Below are 16,313 nucleotides of genomic sequence, written 5' to 3' on the forward strand. Positions count from 1 at the left end.
GCCTCCCCGGCTTCACTATAATAAATTCGAATGTTTGAATTTCAAAACGTAATGTTTGCTGTGAAATCCGGTGCTTCGGAAAATGAAAAGGCCCGCCGAAGCGGGCCTTCTGTCGTCAGGTCCGAAGGGGGCTCACTTCGGAATGTCGCCCTTGATGCCTTCGACGAAGAAATCCATCCCCAGCAGGTCGCCGTCCGGCGCGGTCGCGCCTTCGGCCAGCCACTCCGAACCGTCCTGCTTCTTGATCGGGCCGGTGAACGGGTGGAAGGTGCCGGCGGCGATGTCGTCGCGCACCTTTTCGGCGGCGGCCTTCACCTCGGCCGGAACGGCATCGGTGATTTCGCCGATCAGCACTTCGCCCCCGGCGATGCCGGCCCAGATGTCGGACTGTTCATAGGTGCCGTCCAGCAGCGCGCCGACGCGCTCCACATAGTAGGGCGCCCAGTTGTCGATGATCGAGCTGACACGCGGGCTGGGCTTGTAGGCTTCCATGTCCGACGCCTGACCGAAGCCGATCACCGCGCCGCCGGCCTTGGCGGCCTCGGCCAGCGGGGCGGTCGAATCGGTATGCGCCGCGATCACGTCGACGCCCTGGTCGATCAGCGCCTTGGCGGCATCGGCCTCTTTCGCCGGATCGAACCAGGTGAAGGCCCAGACGACCGACAGTTCGACGTTCGGGTTCACCTTCTTGGCGGCCAGGTAATACGAGTTGATGCCGTTCATCACCTCGGGGATCGGGAACGACCCGATGTAGCCGATCTTGTTCGATTTGGTCATCATGCCGGCAATCGTGCCCTGCACCGCGCGGCCTTCATAGAAGCGCGCATTGTAGGTGCTGACATTCGGATGCTCGCGCTTGAAGCCGGTGGCATGTTCGAACTTCACGTCGGGGAACTTGGCGGCCACCGCATTGGTCGCGTCCATGTAGCCGAACGAGGTGGTGAAGATGATGTTGCAGCCGCCCAGCGCCATCTGGGTCAGCACCCGCTCGGCATCGGCGCCTTCCGGCACGCTTTCCTGATACTGGATCTCGACCTTGTCGCCGAACTTCTCTTTCACGGCCAGGGCGCCCTGATGGTGCTGGAACGTCCAGCCGCCGTCACCGATCGGGCCGACGTAAACGAAACAGGCCTTCACCTTGTCCATGCCGGCAGCCTGGGCACCGCCTCCGAAAGCCAGGCTCAGGCCCAGCGCGGCGGTTGCAAGCAGCGTTCTGCGGTTCATGTAGCGTCTCCCCGTTGTGGCAGGGCCTTGATCGGCCCCGCGAAGTAAGTCCCCGCCCTGATGTCAGCGCGAGGCGTGAAAGTTCTGTCCCAGGCTGGCCGGCGCGCCCGTCGCCGCCTTGCCGCGCCCCGAGGACATGATGACCAGCACCACGATGGTTAGCACAAAGGGGGCCATGGACAAGTATTCGACCGGCACCTTGATCTGCGTTACCCCCATGGCAAGCCCCACCACCCAGACCAGCGGCGGCACTGCCAGCACCGCCACGGCGGCCGGGTGCATCTGCGGCCGTTCCGGCGTGGATCGCCGCAGCAGCCCCACCGCCAGGATGGCACCGCAGACCAGCGCGATCAGGCCCAGGATGCCAAGCGGAATCCCGCCCGAGACCTGCACATTCAACTGAAGCGCCCCGATTCCGCCGAAGAAATAGGCACCGGCCAGCACGCGCCAGGGCCGCCAGCTTGCAAAGACCACGATCGCCAGCGCGATCCAGCCGGCGCCGGCGGTGATGCCGTCCACCCATTGCGGCACCCGGGCCAGGCTGACATAGGCGCCGCCGATGCCCGCCATCGCCCCGCCGAACAGGATGCACAGCAGGCGGATGCGGTTCACCTTGTAGCCCAGCGCATGGGCCGAGTCGTGGCTTTCGCCCACCGCGCGGATGATCAGCCCGATCCGGGTGGCCTTCAGCACCCACCACACCAGCGCCGTCATCGCGATCGAGAAATACACCACCCAGTCATGGCCAAACAGGATGGGCCCGGCCACCGGGATACCCGCCAGCGCCTCGGGCAGCAGGCCCGGCGTATGCGGCGGCTTGATCCCGTTGTAACCCTGTCCGCCCAGCGAACTGACCCCCAGCCCGAACAGCGTCAGCGCCAGCCCGGTTGCCACCTGATTGGCCAGGAACACCTGCGTCAGCGCGGCAAAGATCAGGCTCAGCAGCGCGCCCGCGACCGCCCCTCCCAGAAAGCCCAGCGCCGGGCTGCCGGTGTGCACGGCGGTCACAAAGCCGCCCAGCGCGCCGATCACCATCATCCCCTCGACGCCCAGGTTCAGCACGCCCGACCGCTCGACCACCGTTTCGCCCAGCGCCGCCAGCAGGATCGGTACCGCCGTGGCCATCAGGCCCGCGATCAGGATGACCGGATTGATACCGCCGAAATCCATCACTTCGCTCCTGCGCTTGCGGCACCCGCGCCCAGGCGGAAGCGGTAGTTGGTCAGCACGTCCACGGCCAGCAGGAAGAACAGCAGCATCCCCTGGAACACCTGGATCGCCGCCGCCGGCAGGCCCAGGTTGGTCGAGGCCATCTCGCCGCCCACATAGGTCAGCGCCATCAGGAACCCCGCCAGCACGATGCCCAGCGGGTTCAGCCGGCCCAGGAAGGCCACGATGATCGCCGTGAACCCGTAGCCCGTGTTGAAGTCGATGCTGATCTGCCCCGCCGGGCCCGTCACCTCGAACAGGCCCGCCAGCCCGGCCAGCGCGCCCGACAGGCCCATGCACAGCATGACCAGCCGCGTCGGGCTGACCCCGTGGAACCGCGCCGCGCGCGGCGCCTGTCCGGCCAGCTTGATCTGGTATCCGGCAATGTGCCGGCTCAGCAGGATATAGGCCAGCACCGCCGTCACCAGCGCGGTCACGCCGCCCCAGTGCAGCCCGCTGCCCGCAATCAGTTCAGGGTTTGCCGCCGCCGGATAGCTGCTGAAATTGCGGCTGCCCGGAAAACCCATCCCTTCGGGGTTCTTCAGAAACCCGGTCGCCGCCTTGGCCAGAATGGTCTGCGCCACATAGACCAGCATCAGCGACACAAGGATTTCGTTGGTGTTGAACCGCGTCTTCAGGATGGCCGGGATCATCGCCCAGGCCCAGCCGCCGAAGGCGCCCGCCAGCACCATCACCGGAAAGATCAGCCGGTTGTCGGTGGGAAACACCGCCAGCCCGACCGAGGCCCCGACCACGGCGCCCATGATGTATTGCCCCTCGGCCCCGATGTTCCAGATGCCCGCCCGGAACCCCAGCGCCAGCCCGATGGCGATCAGGATCAGCGGTCCCGCCTTCACCAGAAGCTGGCCGCGCAGGTAAAAGGCGAACTCGCCGAACACCGGGTCCCAGAAGATGGTTCGGATCACCTCGAACGGGTTCTTGCCCATCAGCGCGAACAGGATGCCGCCGACGATCATCGTCAGCACCACGGCCACCACCGGCGTCGCGTAAAGCCAGAACCGGCTGGGCGTCGGGCGCTTCTCAAGCCTCAGCATGATGCGCCACCTCCATGCCATGCGCGCCGCCCATCATCAGGCCGATCTCCTCCATGGTCAGCCCGTCGGTGCTGCGGGGCCGGGTCAGCCGTCCCTCGTTCAGCACGGCAAAGCTGTCGGCCACCTCCAGCAGCTCGTCCAGATCCTGGCTGATCACCACCACCGCCGCCCCTTCCGCCGCGCGGTCCAGGATCGACTGCCGGATCGCCGCCGCCGCCGCCGCATCCACGCCCCAGGTCGGCTGGTTGATCACGATCACGCTGGCGCCCTGCATCAGCTCGCGCCCCATCAGGAATTTCTGCAGGTTGCCGCCCGACAGCGCCCGCGCCGCCACATCCGGCCCCGGCGTGCGCACGTCATAGGCGGTGATGATCTCTTCGGCAAAAGCCTTGGTCGCGGCCCAGTCGATGAAGCCCGCCCGCGTCAGCCCCTTGCGCACCGCCCCCGACAGAAGCGCGTTTTCCACCAGGCTCATGTCCGGCGCCGCGGCATGGCCGTAGCGGTCCTCGGGCGCGGCCACCAGCCCGGCCTTGCGCCGTTCGGACGGGCCCAGATGGCCCGCCGCGTGGCTGTCGATCCGCACCCGGTCGGCGTCGGATTTCAGCTCGCCCGACAGTGCCAGCAGCAATTCGTCCTGCCCGTTGCCCGCCACCCCGGCAATGCCCAGCACCTCGCCGCGCGCCACCGTGAAGGACACCGCCTTCAGCGAGGTGCCGAACGGAATGGGCGAGGCGACCGACAGGTCGCTGACCCCCAGCGCCACCGGCCCCTTTTCGCCGCGGCTGCGTTCGGGCGGCTGCAGGCTGCTGCCCACCATCAGTTCCGCCATTTCGCGCGCCGTGCGATCGCGCGGAGTGCAGGTCGCCACCACGCGGCCCCGCCGCAGGATGGTGGCCGTGTCGCACAGCGACCGGATCTCTTCCAGCTTGTGGCTGATATACAGGATCGCCGTCCCCTCGCGCGACAACTGGCGCAGCGTCTTGAACAGGATCTCCACCTCCTGCGGCGTCAGCACGCTGGTGGGTTCGTCCATGATCAGAAGTTTCGGGTCTTGCAGCAGGCAGCGGATGATCTCGACCCGCTGGCGTTCCCCCGCCGACAGGTCGCCCACCATGCGGGCGGGGTCCAGCGGCAGGCCGTATTCCTCGCTCACGGCGCGGATGCGGGCGGCCAGTTCGCGCATCGGCGGCGGGTTTTCCATGCCCAGCGCCACGTTCTCGGCCACGTTCAGCGCCTCGAACAGGCTGAAATGCTGGAATACCATGCCCACGCCCAGCCGCCGCGCCTCGGCCGGCTTGGCCGGGGCATAGGGCTTGCCGCGCAGGGTCATCCGTCCGCTGTCGGGGCGCACCAGACCGAAGATCATCTTGACCATGGTCGACTTGCCGGCGCCGTTCTCGCCCAGCAGCGCATGGACCTCGCCCTCGCGGATCGTGAAGGACACATCGCTGTTGGCCACCACGCCCGGATAGGCCTTGGTGATCCCCTCCACCCGCAAAAGCTCGGGTCTTGCGGTCGTCTCCGCGCTGTCAGCCGGCTGCGTCCCTGTCATTCCCCCGTCCCGTCCCCCAGGTTTCTTTTCGTTGTCCCGCCCTGATCATCGCCACCGCGACGCCAATCGCAATGGCCTGCGGATGCTTGCCAAGGCCGGTATCGCCGATCGGGCAGTCGATGCGCGCGATTTGGGCAGCCGAATGGCCCAACCCCGCCAGCCGCGACCGGAACCGCGCCCATTTGGTGGCAGACCCGATCACCCCCGCCCGGGCAAAGCCATGGCCCAGCAAGCGATGGCACAGTTCCAGATCCAGCGCATGTGAAAAGGTCACGATCAGATGCTCGGCCCCCTGCGGCGCATAGACCACCAGCGACTCGGGCGCCGGCGCGGGCAGCACCGTCACGCCCTCGGGCACCGTGTCGGGAAACCGCTCCGGCGCGATGTCCACCCAGGTCAGCCGCAGGCCGGGCAGGGGGGCCAGCACCGCCACCAGCGCCCGGCCCACATGGCCCGCGCCCCAGATCCAGACCTCGCGGCCGGGGCGGGCCAGCGGTTCGATCATCCAGCCCTGAACCTGCTCGGTCACCAGCGGCGCCTCGCCGTTGCGCGCCCGGCGCAGCCGGTTGGCCACCTTCAGCGGCATCTCCCCCGCCGTGCCCGGCATCGGGCGCACGACCGCATCCCCCGTCACGCCGGCCAGCCGCGCGCTGTCCCAGACCTCGGTCAGCAACAGCACCGCGCCACCGCAGCACTGCCCCAGCGCCGGGCCCAGCGGCACCTTGTCCAGCCGGTCCTGCCCGTCAAGCGCCGCCCGGGCGCGCTGCACCGCTTCCCATTCCAGCGCCCCGCCGCCGATGGTGCCCGATTGCCCGCCCCGCCACACCAGCATCGCCGCCCCCACCTCGCGCGGGGAAGATCCGTCATGCGCTGCAATCACCACACGGGCCACCCGCCCTTCGGCGGCCACCGCCGCCTGCAGGGCGCCCAGGTCAAACATCGCGCTCGACCCGCCGCACCGCCGCCAGCACCGCCTCGGCCGTGGCCGGGGCGCGCAGGTCGGGGTAGATGGTTCCGTCGCCGCAGGCCGCCACCGCATCGGACAGCGCATAAAAGGCCGAAATGCCCAGCATGAAGGGCGGCTCGCCCACCGCCTTCGACCTGCCGACCGCCTCTTCGCGGTTCGGCCGGTTCCACAGCGCCACGTTGAAGATGCGCGGCCGGTCCGAACAGGCCGGAATCTTGTAGGTGCTGGGGGCATGGGTCGCCAGCCGCCCCTTGCCATCCCAGACCAGCTCTTCCGTGGTCAGCCAGCCCGCACCCTGCACATAGGCGCCCTCGATCTGGCCGATGTCCAGCGCCGGGTTCAGCGGATTGCCGGTGTCATGCAGCAGATCCGCCCGCAGGATGCGGTTCTCGCCGGTCAGCCGGTCGATCACCACCTCGGTCACCGCCGCGCCATAGGCGAAATAGAAGAACGGCCGCCCCTCGCCCTTCACCCGGTCCCAGGTGATCTTTGGCGTCGCGTAATAGCCGGTGGAGGACAGCGAGATGCGCGCCTGATAGGCGGCCTGCGCCAGTTCGGCAAAGCTGTAATCGGCGCCTGCCACCTGCACCCGGCCCGCCTGGAACTGCACCTCCGCGGCCGTCGCCTGATGCCGGTCGGCCAGAAACGCGGCCATCCGCCCGCGGATCGTTTCGGCCGCCACCTGCGCCGCCATGCCGTTCAGGTCGCTGCCCGAACTGGCCGCCGTGGCGCTGGTGTTCGGCACTTTCGACGTGTCGGTCGCGGTGATCTTCACCGCCCCCGTCTCAACCCCGAAGACTGCGGCCACCACCTGCGCCACCTTCTGGTTCAGGCCCTGGCCCATCTCTGTGCCGCCGTGGTTCAGGTGGATGCTGCCATCCTGATAGACATGCACCAGCGCGCCCGCCTGGTTCAGCCAGGTCAGGGTGAAGGAAATCCCGAACTTCACCGGCGTCAGCGCGATCCCGCGCTTCAGGATCGGATTTGTCCGGTTCCAATCGGCAATCTCCGCCTTCCGCGCCTGATAATTGCTCGATTTCTCCAACTCGGCCACCAGCGCCTGCCCGATGAAATCTTCCACCGGCATCAGATAGGGCGTTGTCTGAACCCCTTTCATCTGTCCGGAAATATCCTCGGGGGGGCCGGAGGGCGAAGCGCCCCCGGCGGCATCCGCATCGCGGTAGAAATTGGCCCGGCGCACCTCCAGCGGGTCGCGGCCCAGCGCAAAGGCCACATGGTCCATCACCCGCTCGATGCCGATCATGCCCTGCGGCCCGCCAAAGCCGCGATAGGCGGTGGCGCTTTGCGTATGGGTGCGCAGCCGGTGGCTCTCGATGCGGATCGCCGGCAGCCAATAGCAGTTGTCGGCATGCAGCATGGCACGGTCGGCCACCGGCAGGCTCAGGTCCTGGCTCCAGCCGCAGCGGAACAGATGGGTGAACTCGATCCCCGTCACCCGGCCCACGTCATCGAAACCGGCCCGGTAGCGGATCTTCAGGTCATGGCGCTTGCCGGTGATCACCATGTCGTCGTCGCGGTCATAGCGCATCTTGCAGGGCCGGCCCAGGCGCCGCGCCGCCACCGCGCAGGCAATGGCCAGCGCATTGCCCTGGCTTTCCTTGCCGCCGAACCCGCCGCCCATCCGCCGGGTTTCCACCCGCACCGCCGCCATCGGCAGGTGCAGCGCATGGGCAACCTTGTGCTGAATCTCGCTGGGATGTTGGGTCGAGGACAGGATGTGAACGCCATCCTCCTGCGGGATCGCCGCGGCGATCTGGCCTTCCAGATAGAAATGCTCCTGCCCGCCAACCGGGAACTCGCCCTCCACCACATGCGCGGCGCCGGCGATCGCGGCCGCCGCATCGCCGCGCGCCCAGACGATGGGGCCCTGCTCGAACCGGCTGTTCGCCGCCAGCGCGTCCTCTACTGTCAGCAGCGCCGGCAGTTCGGCATAGCTCACCTTGCCCAGACGCGCCGCCTTGCGCGCCGCCAGATGGCTGGTCGCCACCACCAGAAACACCGGCTGGCCAACGTAATGCACCCGCCCCACCGCCAGCAGCGGCTCGTCATGGACCGAGGGGCTGCAATCCGGCATCTCGGGCAGGTCGTCCGCCGACAGCACGGCCACCACGCCCGGCGCCGCCCGCACCGCCGACAGGTCCAGCGCGGTGATCGTGCCATGCGCCACCGTTGACAGGCCAAAGGCCAGATGCAGCGTGCCCGCCGGCAGCGGAACATCGTCCAGATAGCGGGCCTGCCCGGTTACATGCAGGGGCGCACTGTCATGGGGCAGGGGTTTGCCAAGGCTCATGCGCCCACCTCCAGCACCGACACCGGCCGCCCGGCCAGATCATGGAAATAGCGCAGCAGCATCGCCTGCGCCGTGCGCCGGCGATAGTCGGCACTGGCGCGCATGTCGCTCAGCGGCGTGAAGTCGGCGTCCATCGCCGCCATGGCCGCGCGCACCGTGTCCTCGGTCCAGGCCTGCCCGGCCAGCGCCGCCTCGGCCGCCGCGGCGCGTTTCGGAATCCCCGCCATGCCGCCAAAGGCGATGCGGGCCCCGGTCACCCGCCCGTCCTGCACCGTCACGTTGAACCCCCCGCAGACGGCGCTGATGTCCTGATCAAAGCGTTTCGACAGCTTGTAGATCCGCAGCGCCGGCGCCTGGGCCGGGATCGTCACCGCCTCGACGAATTCGCCGGGCTGCCGGTCCTGCTTGCGATAGTCCAGGAAGAAGGCTTCCAGCGGCAGGCTGCGGCGGACCTCGCCCCGGCGCAGGTGCAGCGTGGCGCCCAGCGCGATCAGCGCGGGCGGCCCGTCGCCGATGGGGCTGCCATTGGCGATATTGCCGCCGATGGTGGCGGCATTGCGCACCTGAAGGCTGGCAAAGCGGCGCAGCATTTCGGCCAGCGCCGGATGCGGCCCGGCCATCGCCTGCCGCAGCGCCTCGACCGTGACGCCCGCGCCGATGCGGATGGTGTCGCCCTGCGGCGCGATCCGCTTCAGGTCTTCGATCCCGCCCAGAAAGGCCACCGGCGACAGGTCGCGCAACTGCTTGGTCACCCACAGGCCCACGTCGGTTGCCCCGGCGATCAGCGTCGCCTCGGGGTGGGCGATATACCAATCGGCCAGGTCGTCCGTGGTCGCGGGGCGGCACAAGCCGGGGGCGCTGCCCCCGGACCCCCGGGGTATTTCGGCCAATAGGAAGCCCGCATCGGTTTTCATCCAGTCCGGCACCGGGGCGGCTTCGGCGGCTTCGGCCGCGCGGATGATGGGGGCATAGCCGGTGCAGCGGCACAGGTTTCCCGCCAGCACGTCATCATGCGCCCGGTCGCCGTTCAGATGCGCCGTGGCCATCGAGACCACGAAGCCCGGCGTGCAGAAGCCGCATTGCGACCCGTGATGCGTGACCATCGCCTCCTGCACCGGATGCAGCGCGCCGTCCGGCCCGGCAATGCCTTCCACCGTGCGCACCGCCTTGCCGTGCAGTTGCGGCAGGAACAGGATGCAGGCGTTAAGCGCATGGCTGCCCGAGGCATCGGTGACCATCACCGTGCAGGCGCCGCAGTCGCCTTCGTTGCAGCCTTCCTTGGTGCCGCACAGGCCGCGCTCTTCGCGCAGCCAGTCCAGCAGCGTCTGCGTCGGGCTGGCACCCGACAGCTCGACCGGCGTTCCGTTCAGCAGAAACGCGATCCCAGACCCGTGTCCGGTCATTCCGTTCGTCCGCCGCCTTCTCCCCGTTTGGGGCCCCGTGCGCGACCGCCCGATGCGGCGTAAAGCGGGACGCGCGCCCCTGTTCTGATTGCTTTCATCAAGCCGGGGGGCGCTGGTCAAGGCAAGCGGAAACTTTCCGCCCGTTGCGAAAGCACCTTCAGGTTTCGCGCGACAATCCCGGTCTGCCGCCCTGCGCGGCCGTTCTGCGGGGTTGCGCCCCCGGACGGGTGGGTTAGCCTGCGCCCCATGTCAGGCGCCCCCCGATTCATCCACCTCCGCACCCATACCGAGCACAGCCTTCTGGAAGGGGCGGTGCCCGTGAAGAAGCTGGTCAAGCTGGCGGCGGCGGCGCAGATGCCCGCCATCGCGGTGACCGATACCAACAACATGTTCTGCGCGCTGGAGTTTTCCAGCCATGCCAAGGATGCCGGGCTGCAACCGATTGTCGGCTGCCAGATCAGCCTGGCGCATGATCCGGCCGCGCCCGGCGAACGGCCCCGCCTGCCCGCGCCGCTGGTGCTGCTGGCGCAGTCCGAAGCGGGCTACATGAACCTGATGAAGCTCAACTCCTGCCTTTACCTGCGGGGCGACGGGCAGTTGCCGCATGTCACGGCCGAAGAGCTGGAGCGCCATTCCGCCGGCCTGATCTGCCTGACCGGCGGCCCCGATGGCCCCTTGGGCCGTTTCCTGCAGGCCGGCCAGGTGCCCAAGGCGCGTGCCCTGCTGGCGCGGCTGGCCGCGGCCTTTCCGCAGCGCCTGTATGTCGAATTGCAGCGCCACCCCGGCGAGGGCGGGCGTCTGCCCGCCGCCGAGGCCACCTCTGAACGCGGGCAGGTCGAACTGGCTTATGAGCTGGGCCTGCCGCTGGTTGCGACCAACGATGTCTATTTCCCCGAGGCGAAGATGTATCAGGCGCATGATGCGCTGATCTGCATCGCCGAAGGCGCCTATGTCGACCAGATGGAGCCGCGCCGCAAGCTGACGCCGCAGCACTATTTCAAGTCCGAAGCCGAGATGTGCGCCCTGTTCGCCGATCTGCCCGAGGCGCTGGAAAACACGGTCGAGATCGCCCGCCGCTGTGCCTTCATGGCGTCAAAGCGCAAGCCGATCCTGCCGCGCTTCGCCGAGGATGAGGTCGAGGAGCTGCGCCGCCAGGCCTGGGAAGGGCTGGACCGCCGCCTTGCCGTCATTCCGATGGCCGCGCCGCGCGAAGAATATGAAGCCCGCCTGAAGTTCGAAATCGACATTATCGAGAAGATGGGCTTCCCCGGATACTTCCTGATCGTGTCCGATTTCATCAAATGGGCCAAGGCGCAGGGCATCCCGGTCGGCCCCGGCCGGGGGTCGGGGGCGGGCTCGCTGGTGGCCTATGCGCTGACCATCACCGACCTTGATCCCCTGCGCTATGCGCTGCTTTTCGAACGCTTCCTGAACCCCGAGCGGGTCTCGATGCCCGACTTCGACATCGACTTCTGCATGGACCGCCGCGAAGAGGTGATCCGCTATGTGCAGGAACGCTATGGCCGCGAGAAGGTGGCGCAGATCATCACCTTCGGCGCGCTTCTGTCCAAGGCCGCCGTGCGCGACGTGGGCCGCGTGCTGCAACTGCCCTATGGCCAGGTGGACCGCCTGTCCAAGATGATTCCGGTGGAAGGGGTGAAGCCCGTCTCCATCACCAAGGCACTGGCCGACGAACCCCGGCTGCGCGAGGCGGCGAAGGAAGAAGTGGTCGGCCGCCTGCTGGACTATGCCGAAAAGATCGAAGGTCTTTACCGCAACGCCAGCACCCACGCCGCCGGCGTGGTGATCGGCGACCGCCCGCTGGATGAGCTGGTCCCGCTCTATCAGGACCCGCGCTCCGACATGCCGGCCACCCAGTTCAACATGAAATGGGTCGAGGCCGCCGGTCTGGTGAAGTTCGACTTTCTGGGTCTGAAGACCCTGACCGTCATCCAGAACGCCATCGCGCTGATCCTGAAATCGGGCCGGCCGCTGCATGTGGCCCAGGATGGCCGCACGCTTTACGAACCGAAACCGGGGGCCGAGAACGACATCGGCCACATCCCGCTGGACGACAAGGCCACTTACGACCTTTACGCCGCCGCCCGCACCGTGGCCGTGTTCCAGGTGGAATCCAGCGGCATGATGGATGCGCTGCGCCGGATGAAGCCCACCTGCATCGAGGATATCGTGGCGCTGGTGGCGCTGTATCGTCCCGGCCCGATGGAGAACATCCCGGTCTATTGCGAGGTCAAGAACGGCCTGCGCGAAATCGAACCGCTGCACCCCACCATCGACCATATCCTCAAGGAAACCCAGGGCATCATCGTCTATCAGGAACAGGTGATGCAGATCGCCCAGGTCATGGCCGGCTACAGCCTGGGCGGCGCCGACCTGCTGCGCCGCGCCATGGGCAAGAAGATCGCCGAGGAAATGGCCAAGGAACGGCCCAAGTTCATTGAGGGCTGCACGAAAACCCACGGCATCGACCCGAAGAAATCGGGTGAGGTGTTCGACCTTCTGGAAAAGTTCGCCAACTACGGTTTCAACAAGTCGCACGCCGCCGCCTATGCCGTGGTCAGCTACCAGACCGGCTGGCTCAAGGCGAACCACCCGGTCGAATTCATGGCCGGGGTGATGAATTGCGATATTCACCTCACCGACAAGCTGGCCGTCTACAAGCGCGAGCTGGACAAGCTGGGGATCGAGGTGGTTCCGCCCTGCGTCAACCGCAGCCTTGCCACCTTCGACACGGGGCAGGGCCGGGTGATCTATGCCCTTGGCGCGCTCAAGAACGTCGGCGTCGACGCGATGCGCCTCATCGTCGAGGCGCGCAGGACCGAAGCCGGCGACAAGCCCTTTGCCACGCTGTTCGACTTTGCCCGCCGCTGCGATCTGAAGCGCATCGGCAAGCGCCCGCTGGAAATGCTGGCCCGCGCCGGGGCCTTCGACCAGCTTGATCCGAACCGCGCCCGCGTGTTCGAGGCGCTTGATCCGCTGGTCGCCTTTTCCGCCGCCATCCACGAGGCGCAGGCGTCGAACCAGGTCAGCCTGTTCGGCGATTCCGGGTCAGACATCCCCGAACCGCGCCTGCCCTGGCGCGATGACTGGCTGCCGGTCGAACGGCTGTCGAACGAACACCTTGCCATCGGCTTCTATCTGTCGGGCCATCCGCTGGATGACTACATGTCCGCCCTGAAGCGCAAGGATGTGAAAACCCTTGCGGAACTGACGCAAACCGTCATGGCGCGCGGGGCGCCTATGGTGGCCAAGCTGGCCGGATCGGTGGCCGCGCGGCAGGAACGCAAATCCGCCAAGGGCAACCGCTTCGCCTTCGTCTCGCTCTCCGATCCGACCGGGCTTTACGAGGTGACGGTGTTCTCGGACGTGCTGGAAGTGGCGCGCGATCTGCTGGAACCGGGGCGGAACGTCGTTCTGACCGTCCGCGCCGACCCCGATGGCGAAGGGGTGAAGCTGCTGGCCAATTCCGTTGCGCCCATCGACGCGGTGGCCGATCAGGCCGGTGCCCGCCCGATCCGCATCCACCTCAACCGCCCCGAGGCGGTGACATCGGTCGCCAATCTGCTGGGCCAGGTCGAAGGCAAGATCCGCGCGCAGATCACCCTTTGCGTCGCAGATGCTCAGGGGCGCGAGATCGACCTGACGCTGCCGCAGGCCTATCCTGTCACCCCGCAGATCCGCGGGGCGATCAAGGCCATGCAGGGCGTGGTTCTGGTGGAAGAGATCTGACCCCGGCGTCCGGCCGCTAGCCTTGCCGCCGGGCCATCCCCTGCAAGACCACCACCGCCAGCACGATCCGCACCACATGATGCGCGGTGACATAGATCACGCTCATCTGCAGGCTCAGCGCGATCAGGCTCATCTCGGCCAGCCCGCCGGGGGCAAAGGCCAGGAACACCGCCGCCACCGGCTCTCCGGTAAGGCCATGCAGGGCCGTGGCGAAGCCGAAGGCGATGGCCAGCGACGCCGCCGCATTGGCCAGCGCCGCCTTGCCCGCCCGCAACAGCAGATCACGCCCGATCCCGGCAAACCGCGCGCCCAGGCCGGTGCCCAGCACCACCTGCGTCGCCGCGATCATCCAGCCCGGCGGCACCCCCTGCACCCAGCCCGCCCCATGCACCGCGGCCGAAGCCAGCAGCGGCCCCGTCATGATCCAGCCGGGCAGCCGCAGCGCCCGCGCGCCCGCCACCCCCACCGCGCCTGCCAGCACCAGCAGCGCCGCATCCCGCGCGGTCAACGGCACACCCCCCGCCAGCGACACGCCCGAGGCCGATCCGACCGCGTGGCCGGTCAGCACCAGAAAGATCAGCGGCACCGTCAGGATGGTCAGGATCAGCCGCAGGAACTGCATCACCATCACCACCCGCACATCGGCGCCCGCCGCCTCGGCCATGGTGACGCTTTCGATCAGCCCGCCCGGCACCGCGCCGAACAGCGCCTCTTTCCGGCCGATCCCCAGCCGCCGGCTGATCGTGAAGCTTGACGCCATGACCAGCGGCACGAAGGCCGCCACCGCCAGCAGCGACGGCGCCCAGCCCGGCATCTGTGCCAGAACCTGCGGCGTGAAGGCCCCGCCGATGGCCACCCCGATCACCGGCACGAAGGAAAACCGGAACCGCGCCGGCAGCGTGACCGGCTTGCCGAAGGGCCGCGCCCCGGCAATCGCCAGCCCCGCCGTCACCACCAGCGACCCCAGCAGAAACCCCAGCGGCAGCGCCGCCGCCCAGGCCAGCGCCCCCGCCACGGCGCCAATCGCCAGCGTCACCGCCAGCGCGGCCAGATCCACCCCGAACATCTGCATCCCGCGCCGGCCGGCTTACCAGTGCGGCGGGCGCACGTTGGCGGCGGGCGCCTCGCCCGCCATCGCCTCGCGTTCGGCCTCGCGCTCCAGCAGCATCTGTGCGCGGCGCGACAGCACCTCGATCTCGCGCGCCTGCCGGGCCACCACGTCCGAAAGGTCGTCCACGCTCCGCATCAGATGCGCAACCCGTTCCTCCAGCGCCTCGATCCGGTCCATTGCCGCCCCCGCTTGCCGCCCCGTTCCCCATCCGCTACAGCAAGCGCCGACCGATGCAAGGGGGCTCGCCCATGTCCGAAGGCAAGATCCGCCGTCCCCGGGCCGAAACGCCCAAGGGATTCCGTGATTATTTTGGCGCCGAGGTGACCGAGCGCAAGGCGATGCTGGATGCCATCGCGGCGGTCTATCATCGCTACGGCTTCGATCCGCTGGAAACCAGCGCGGTCGAAACGGTCGAGGCGCTGGGCAAGTTCCTGCCCGATGTGGACCGCCCGAACGAAGGCGTCTTCGCCTGGCAGGATGAGGACAAGGACTGGCTGGCGCTGCGCTATGACCTGACCGCGCCGCTGGCCCGCGTCGCCGCGCAATACCGCAATGACCTGCCCAGCCCCTACCGCCGCTATGCGATGGGGCCGGTCTGGCGCAACGAAAAGCCCGGTCCGGGCCGGTTCCGCCAGTTCTATCAATGCGATGCCGATACGGTGGGCAGCGGCAGCGTTGCCGCCGATGCCGAGATCTGCGCCATGCTGTCGGACATCTTCGAAAGCCTCGGGCTGGCCGGCGTCTATGTGATCAAGGTCAACAACCGCAAGGTTCTGAACGGCGTGATGGAAGTGGCGGGCCTGTCGGGCGACGACAAGGAAGCCGAACGCGGCATCGTGCTGCGCGCCATCGACAAGATCGACCGCCTTGGCGAAGAGGGCGTCCGCGCCCTGCTGGGCGCCGGCCGCAAGGACGAAAGCGGCGACTTCACCAAGGGCGCGGGTCTGTCGGACGAACAGGCCGAGGTGGTCATCGGCTTCACGACCGCCAAGCGCGAGACCGGCGCGGCCACCATCGCCCGGTTGCGCGAACTGGTCGGAAACTCGGCCATCGGCGCCGAGGGTGTAACCGAACTTGAGAGCATCGCCGCACTTCTTCAGGCACAGGGCTATGGCTCTGACCGCATCCAGCTAGACCCCGGCGTCGTGCGCGGCCTTGGTTATTACACCGGCCCGGTGTTCGAGGCGGAGCTGACCTTCCAGATCACCGACGAGAAGGGGCGTCCGCGCAACTTCGGCTCGGTCGCGGGGGGCGGGCGCTATGACGGGCTTGTCAAACGCTTCACCGGGCAGGACGTGCCGGCCACCGGCATCTCCATCGGGGTTGACCGTCTGCTGGCCGCGCTGCGGGCCAAGGGGCGGGCCGGCGGGGCCACCGAAGGCCCGGTCGTCGTCACCGTGATGGACCGTGACCGGATGGCCGATTACATGGCCATGGTGGGGGCGCTGCGGCAGGCCGGCATCCGGGCCGAGGTTTACCTGGGCAACCCCAAGAACTTTGGCAACCAGTTGAAATACGCCGACAAGCGCGGCTCTCCGGTGGCCGTCATCCAGGGCGGCAACGAAAAGGCGGCGGGAACCGTCATCCTCAAGGATCTGGTGCTGGGGGCGAAGATCGCCGAAAGCGCCACGCTTGAGGAATGGAAGGACCGCCCCGCGCAGGTCGAGGTGCCCGAGGCCGATCTGGTGGCGGCGGTGCAGCGGATGCTGGCGAAATGACCGGCTGTCCGGG

At 68.0% G+C, this 16,313-nt stretch carries 11 protein-coding genes; 2 read left to right on the plus strand and 9 right to left on the minus strand.

Annotation, left to right across the window (positions count from 1 at the left end; all coding sequences use genetic code 11):
- Positions 1 to 132 precede the first annotated feature (132 nt).
- The 7 genes from C5F44_RS04025 to xdhA all read right to left on the minus strand — a co-directional run bounded on the left by C5F44_RS04025 (position 133) and on the right by xdhA (position 9,721).
- A complete protein-coding gene (locus C5F44_RS04025; RefSeq protein WP_107672227.1) occupies positions 133 to 1,224 on the minus strand; it encodes a BMP family ABC transporter substrate-binding protein in 1,092 nt (363 codons plus the stop codon).
- 63 nt (positions 1,225 to 1,287) lie between these two features.
- Entirely contained in the window at positions 1,288 to 2,394 is a 1,107-nt protein-coding gene (locus C5F44_RS04030; RefSeq protein WP_107672432.1) for an ABC transporter permease, read from the minus strand.
- Positions 2,394 to 3,488 carry an ABC transporter permease gene (locus C5F44_RS04035; RefSeq protein ID WP_107672228.1) on the minus strand — a complete coding sequence of 365 codons (1,095 nt, stop codon included), beginning with the start codon at positions 3,486 to 3,488 and terminating at the stop codon, positions 2,394 to 2,396. The genes C5F44_RS04030 and C5F44_RS04035 overlap by 1 nt, the downstream gene beginning before the upstream one ends.
- Complete coding sequence (locus C5F44_RS04040; RefSeq protein WP_107672229.1) at positions 3,475 to 5,040, minus strand: ABC transporter ATP-binding protein; 1,566 nt, start codon at positions 5,038 to 5,040, stop codon at positions 3,475 to 3,477. The genes C5F44_RS04035 and C5F44_RS04040 overlap by 14 nt, the downstream gene beginning before the upstream one ends.
- Positions 5,018 to 5,980: a xanthine dehydrogenase accessory protein XdhC gene (gene xdhC / locus C5F44_RS04045; RefSeq protein WP_107672230.1), complete on the minus strand. Its 963-nt coding sequence runs from the start codon at positions 5,978 to 5,980 to the stop codon at positions 5,018 to 5,020. The genes C5F44_RS04040 and xdhC overlap by 23 nt, the downstream gene beginning before the upstream one ends.
- Complete coding sequence (gene xdhB, locus C5F44_RS04050; RefSeq protein WP_107672231.1) at positions 5,973 to 8,318, minus strand: xanthine dehydrogenase molybdopterin binding subunit; 2,346 nt, start codon at positions 8,316 to 8,318, stop codon at positions 5,973 to 5,975. The genes xdhC and xdhB overlap by 8 nt, the downstream gene beginning before the upstream one ends.
- On the minus strand, positions 8,315 to 9,721 hold the full coding sequence (gene xdhA, locus C5F44_RS04055; RefSeq protein WP_107672232.1) for a xanthine dehydrogenase small subunit: 1,407 nt from the start codon (positions 9,719 to 9,721) through the stop codon (positions 8,315 to 8,317). Before xdhA ends, xdhB begins: the two co-directional genes overlap by 4 nt.
- 246 nt (positions 9,722 to 9,967) lie before the next feature.
- Between xdhA and dnaE the strand changes: the two genes are divergently transcribed.
- Positions 9,968 to 13,471: a DNA polymerase III subunit alpha gene (dnaE, locus tag C5F44_RS04060; RefSeq protein WP_107672233.1), complete on the plus strand. Its 3,504-nt coding sequence runs from the start codon at positions 9,968 to 9,970 to the stop codon at positions 13,469 to 13,471.
- A gap of 16 nt (positions 13,472 to 13,487) precedes the next feature.
- Here the strand turns inward: dnaE and C5F44_RS04065 are convergent, their stop codons facing one another.
- Together C5F44_RS04065 and C5F44_RS04070 are read right to left on the minus strand one after the other, a co-directional pair.
- Positions 13,488 to 14,543 (minus strand): AbrB family transcriptional regulator, encoded by a 1,056-nt coding sequence (locus C5F44_RS04065; RefSeq protein WP_107672234.1) that lies wholly within the window; start codon positions 14,541 to 14,543, stop codon positions 13,488 to 13,490.
- A gap of 15 nt (positions 14,544 to 14,558) precedes the next feature.
- Complete coding sequence (locus C5F44_RS04070; protein ID WP_107672235.1) at positions 14,559 to 14,759, minus strand: SlyX family protein; 201 nt, start codon at positions 14,757 to 14,759, stop codon at positions 14,559 to 14,561.
- 71 nt (positions 14,760 to 14,830) lie between these two features.
- Here C5F44_RS04070 and hisS point away from each other — a divergent pair, with 71 nt between their 5' ends.
- Positions 14,831 to 16,300 carry a histidine--tRNA ligase gene (gene hisS, locus C5F44_RS04075; RefSeq protein WP_107672433.1) on the plus strand — a complete coding sequence of 490 codons (1,470 nt, stop codon included), beginning with the start codon at positions 14,831 to 14,833 and terminating at the stop codon, positions 16,298 to 16,300.
- Positions 16,301 to 16,313: the final 13 nt, after the last annotated feature.

It is taken from the genome of Fuscovulum blasticum DSM 2131, from assembly GCF_003034965.1.
GTDB lineage: Bacteria > Pseudomonadota > Alphaproteobacteria > Rhodobacterales > Rhodobacteraceae > Pseudogemmobacter > Pseudogemmobacter blasticus.

Excerpts from the sequence above, each read along its gene's own strand:
- C5F44_RS04025 (WP_107672227.1), bottom strand. The coding sequence starts at position 1,224 with ATGAACCGCAGAACGCTGCTTGCAACCGCCGCGCTGGGCCTGAGCCTG.
- C5F44_RS04030 (WP_107672432.1), bottom strand. The coding sequence starts at position 2,394 with ATGGATTTCGGCGGTATCAATCCGGTCATCCTGATCGCGGGCCTGATG.
- C5F44_RS04035 (WP_107672228.1), bottom strand. The coding sequence starts at position 3,488 with ATGCTGAGGCTTGAGAAGCGCCCGACGCCCAGCCGGTTCTGGCTTTAC.
- C5F44_RS04040 (WP_107672229.1), bottom strand. The coding sequence starts at position 5,040 with ATGACAGGGACGCAGCCGGCTGACAGCGCGGAGACGACCGCAAGACCC.
- xdhC (WP_107672230.1), bottom strand. The coding sequence starts at position 5,980 with ATGTTTGACCTGGGCGCCCTGCAGGCGGCGGTGGCCGCCGAAGGGCGG.
- xdhB (WP_107672231.1), bottom strand. The coding sequence starts at position 8,318 with ATGAGCCTTGGCAAACCCCTGCCCCATGACAGTGCGCCCCTGCATGTA.
- xdhA (WP_107672232.1), bottom strand. The coding sequence starts at position 9,721 with ATGACCGGACACGGGTCTGGGATCGCGTTTCTGCTGAACGGAACGCCG.
- dnaE (WP_107672233.1), top strand. The coding sequence starts at position 9,968 with ATGTCAGGCGCCCCCCGATTCATCCACCTCCGCACCCATACCGAGCAC.
- C5F44_RS04065 (WP_107672234.1), bottom strand. The coding sequence starts at position 14,543 with ATGCAGATGTTCGGGGTGGATCTGGCCGCGCTGGCGGTGACGCTGGCG.
- C5F44_RS04070 (WP_107672235.1), bottom strand. The coding sequence starts at position 14,759 with ATGGACCGGATCGAGGCGCTGGAGGAACGGGTTGCGCATCTGATGCGG.
- hisS (WP_107672433.1), top strand. The coding sequence starts at position 14,831 with ATGTCCGAAGGCAAGATCCGCCGTCCCCGGGCCGAAACGCCCAAGGGA.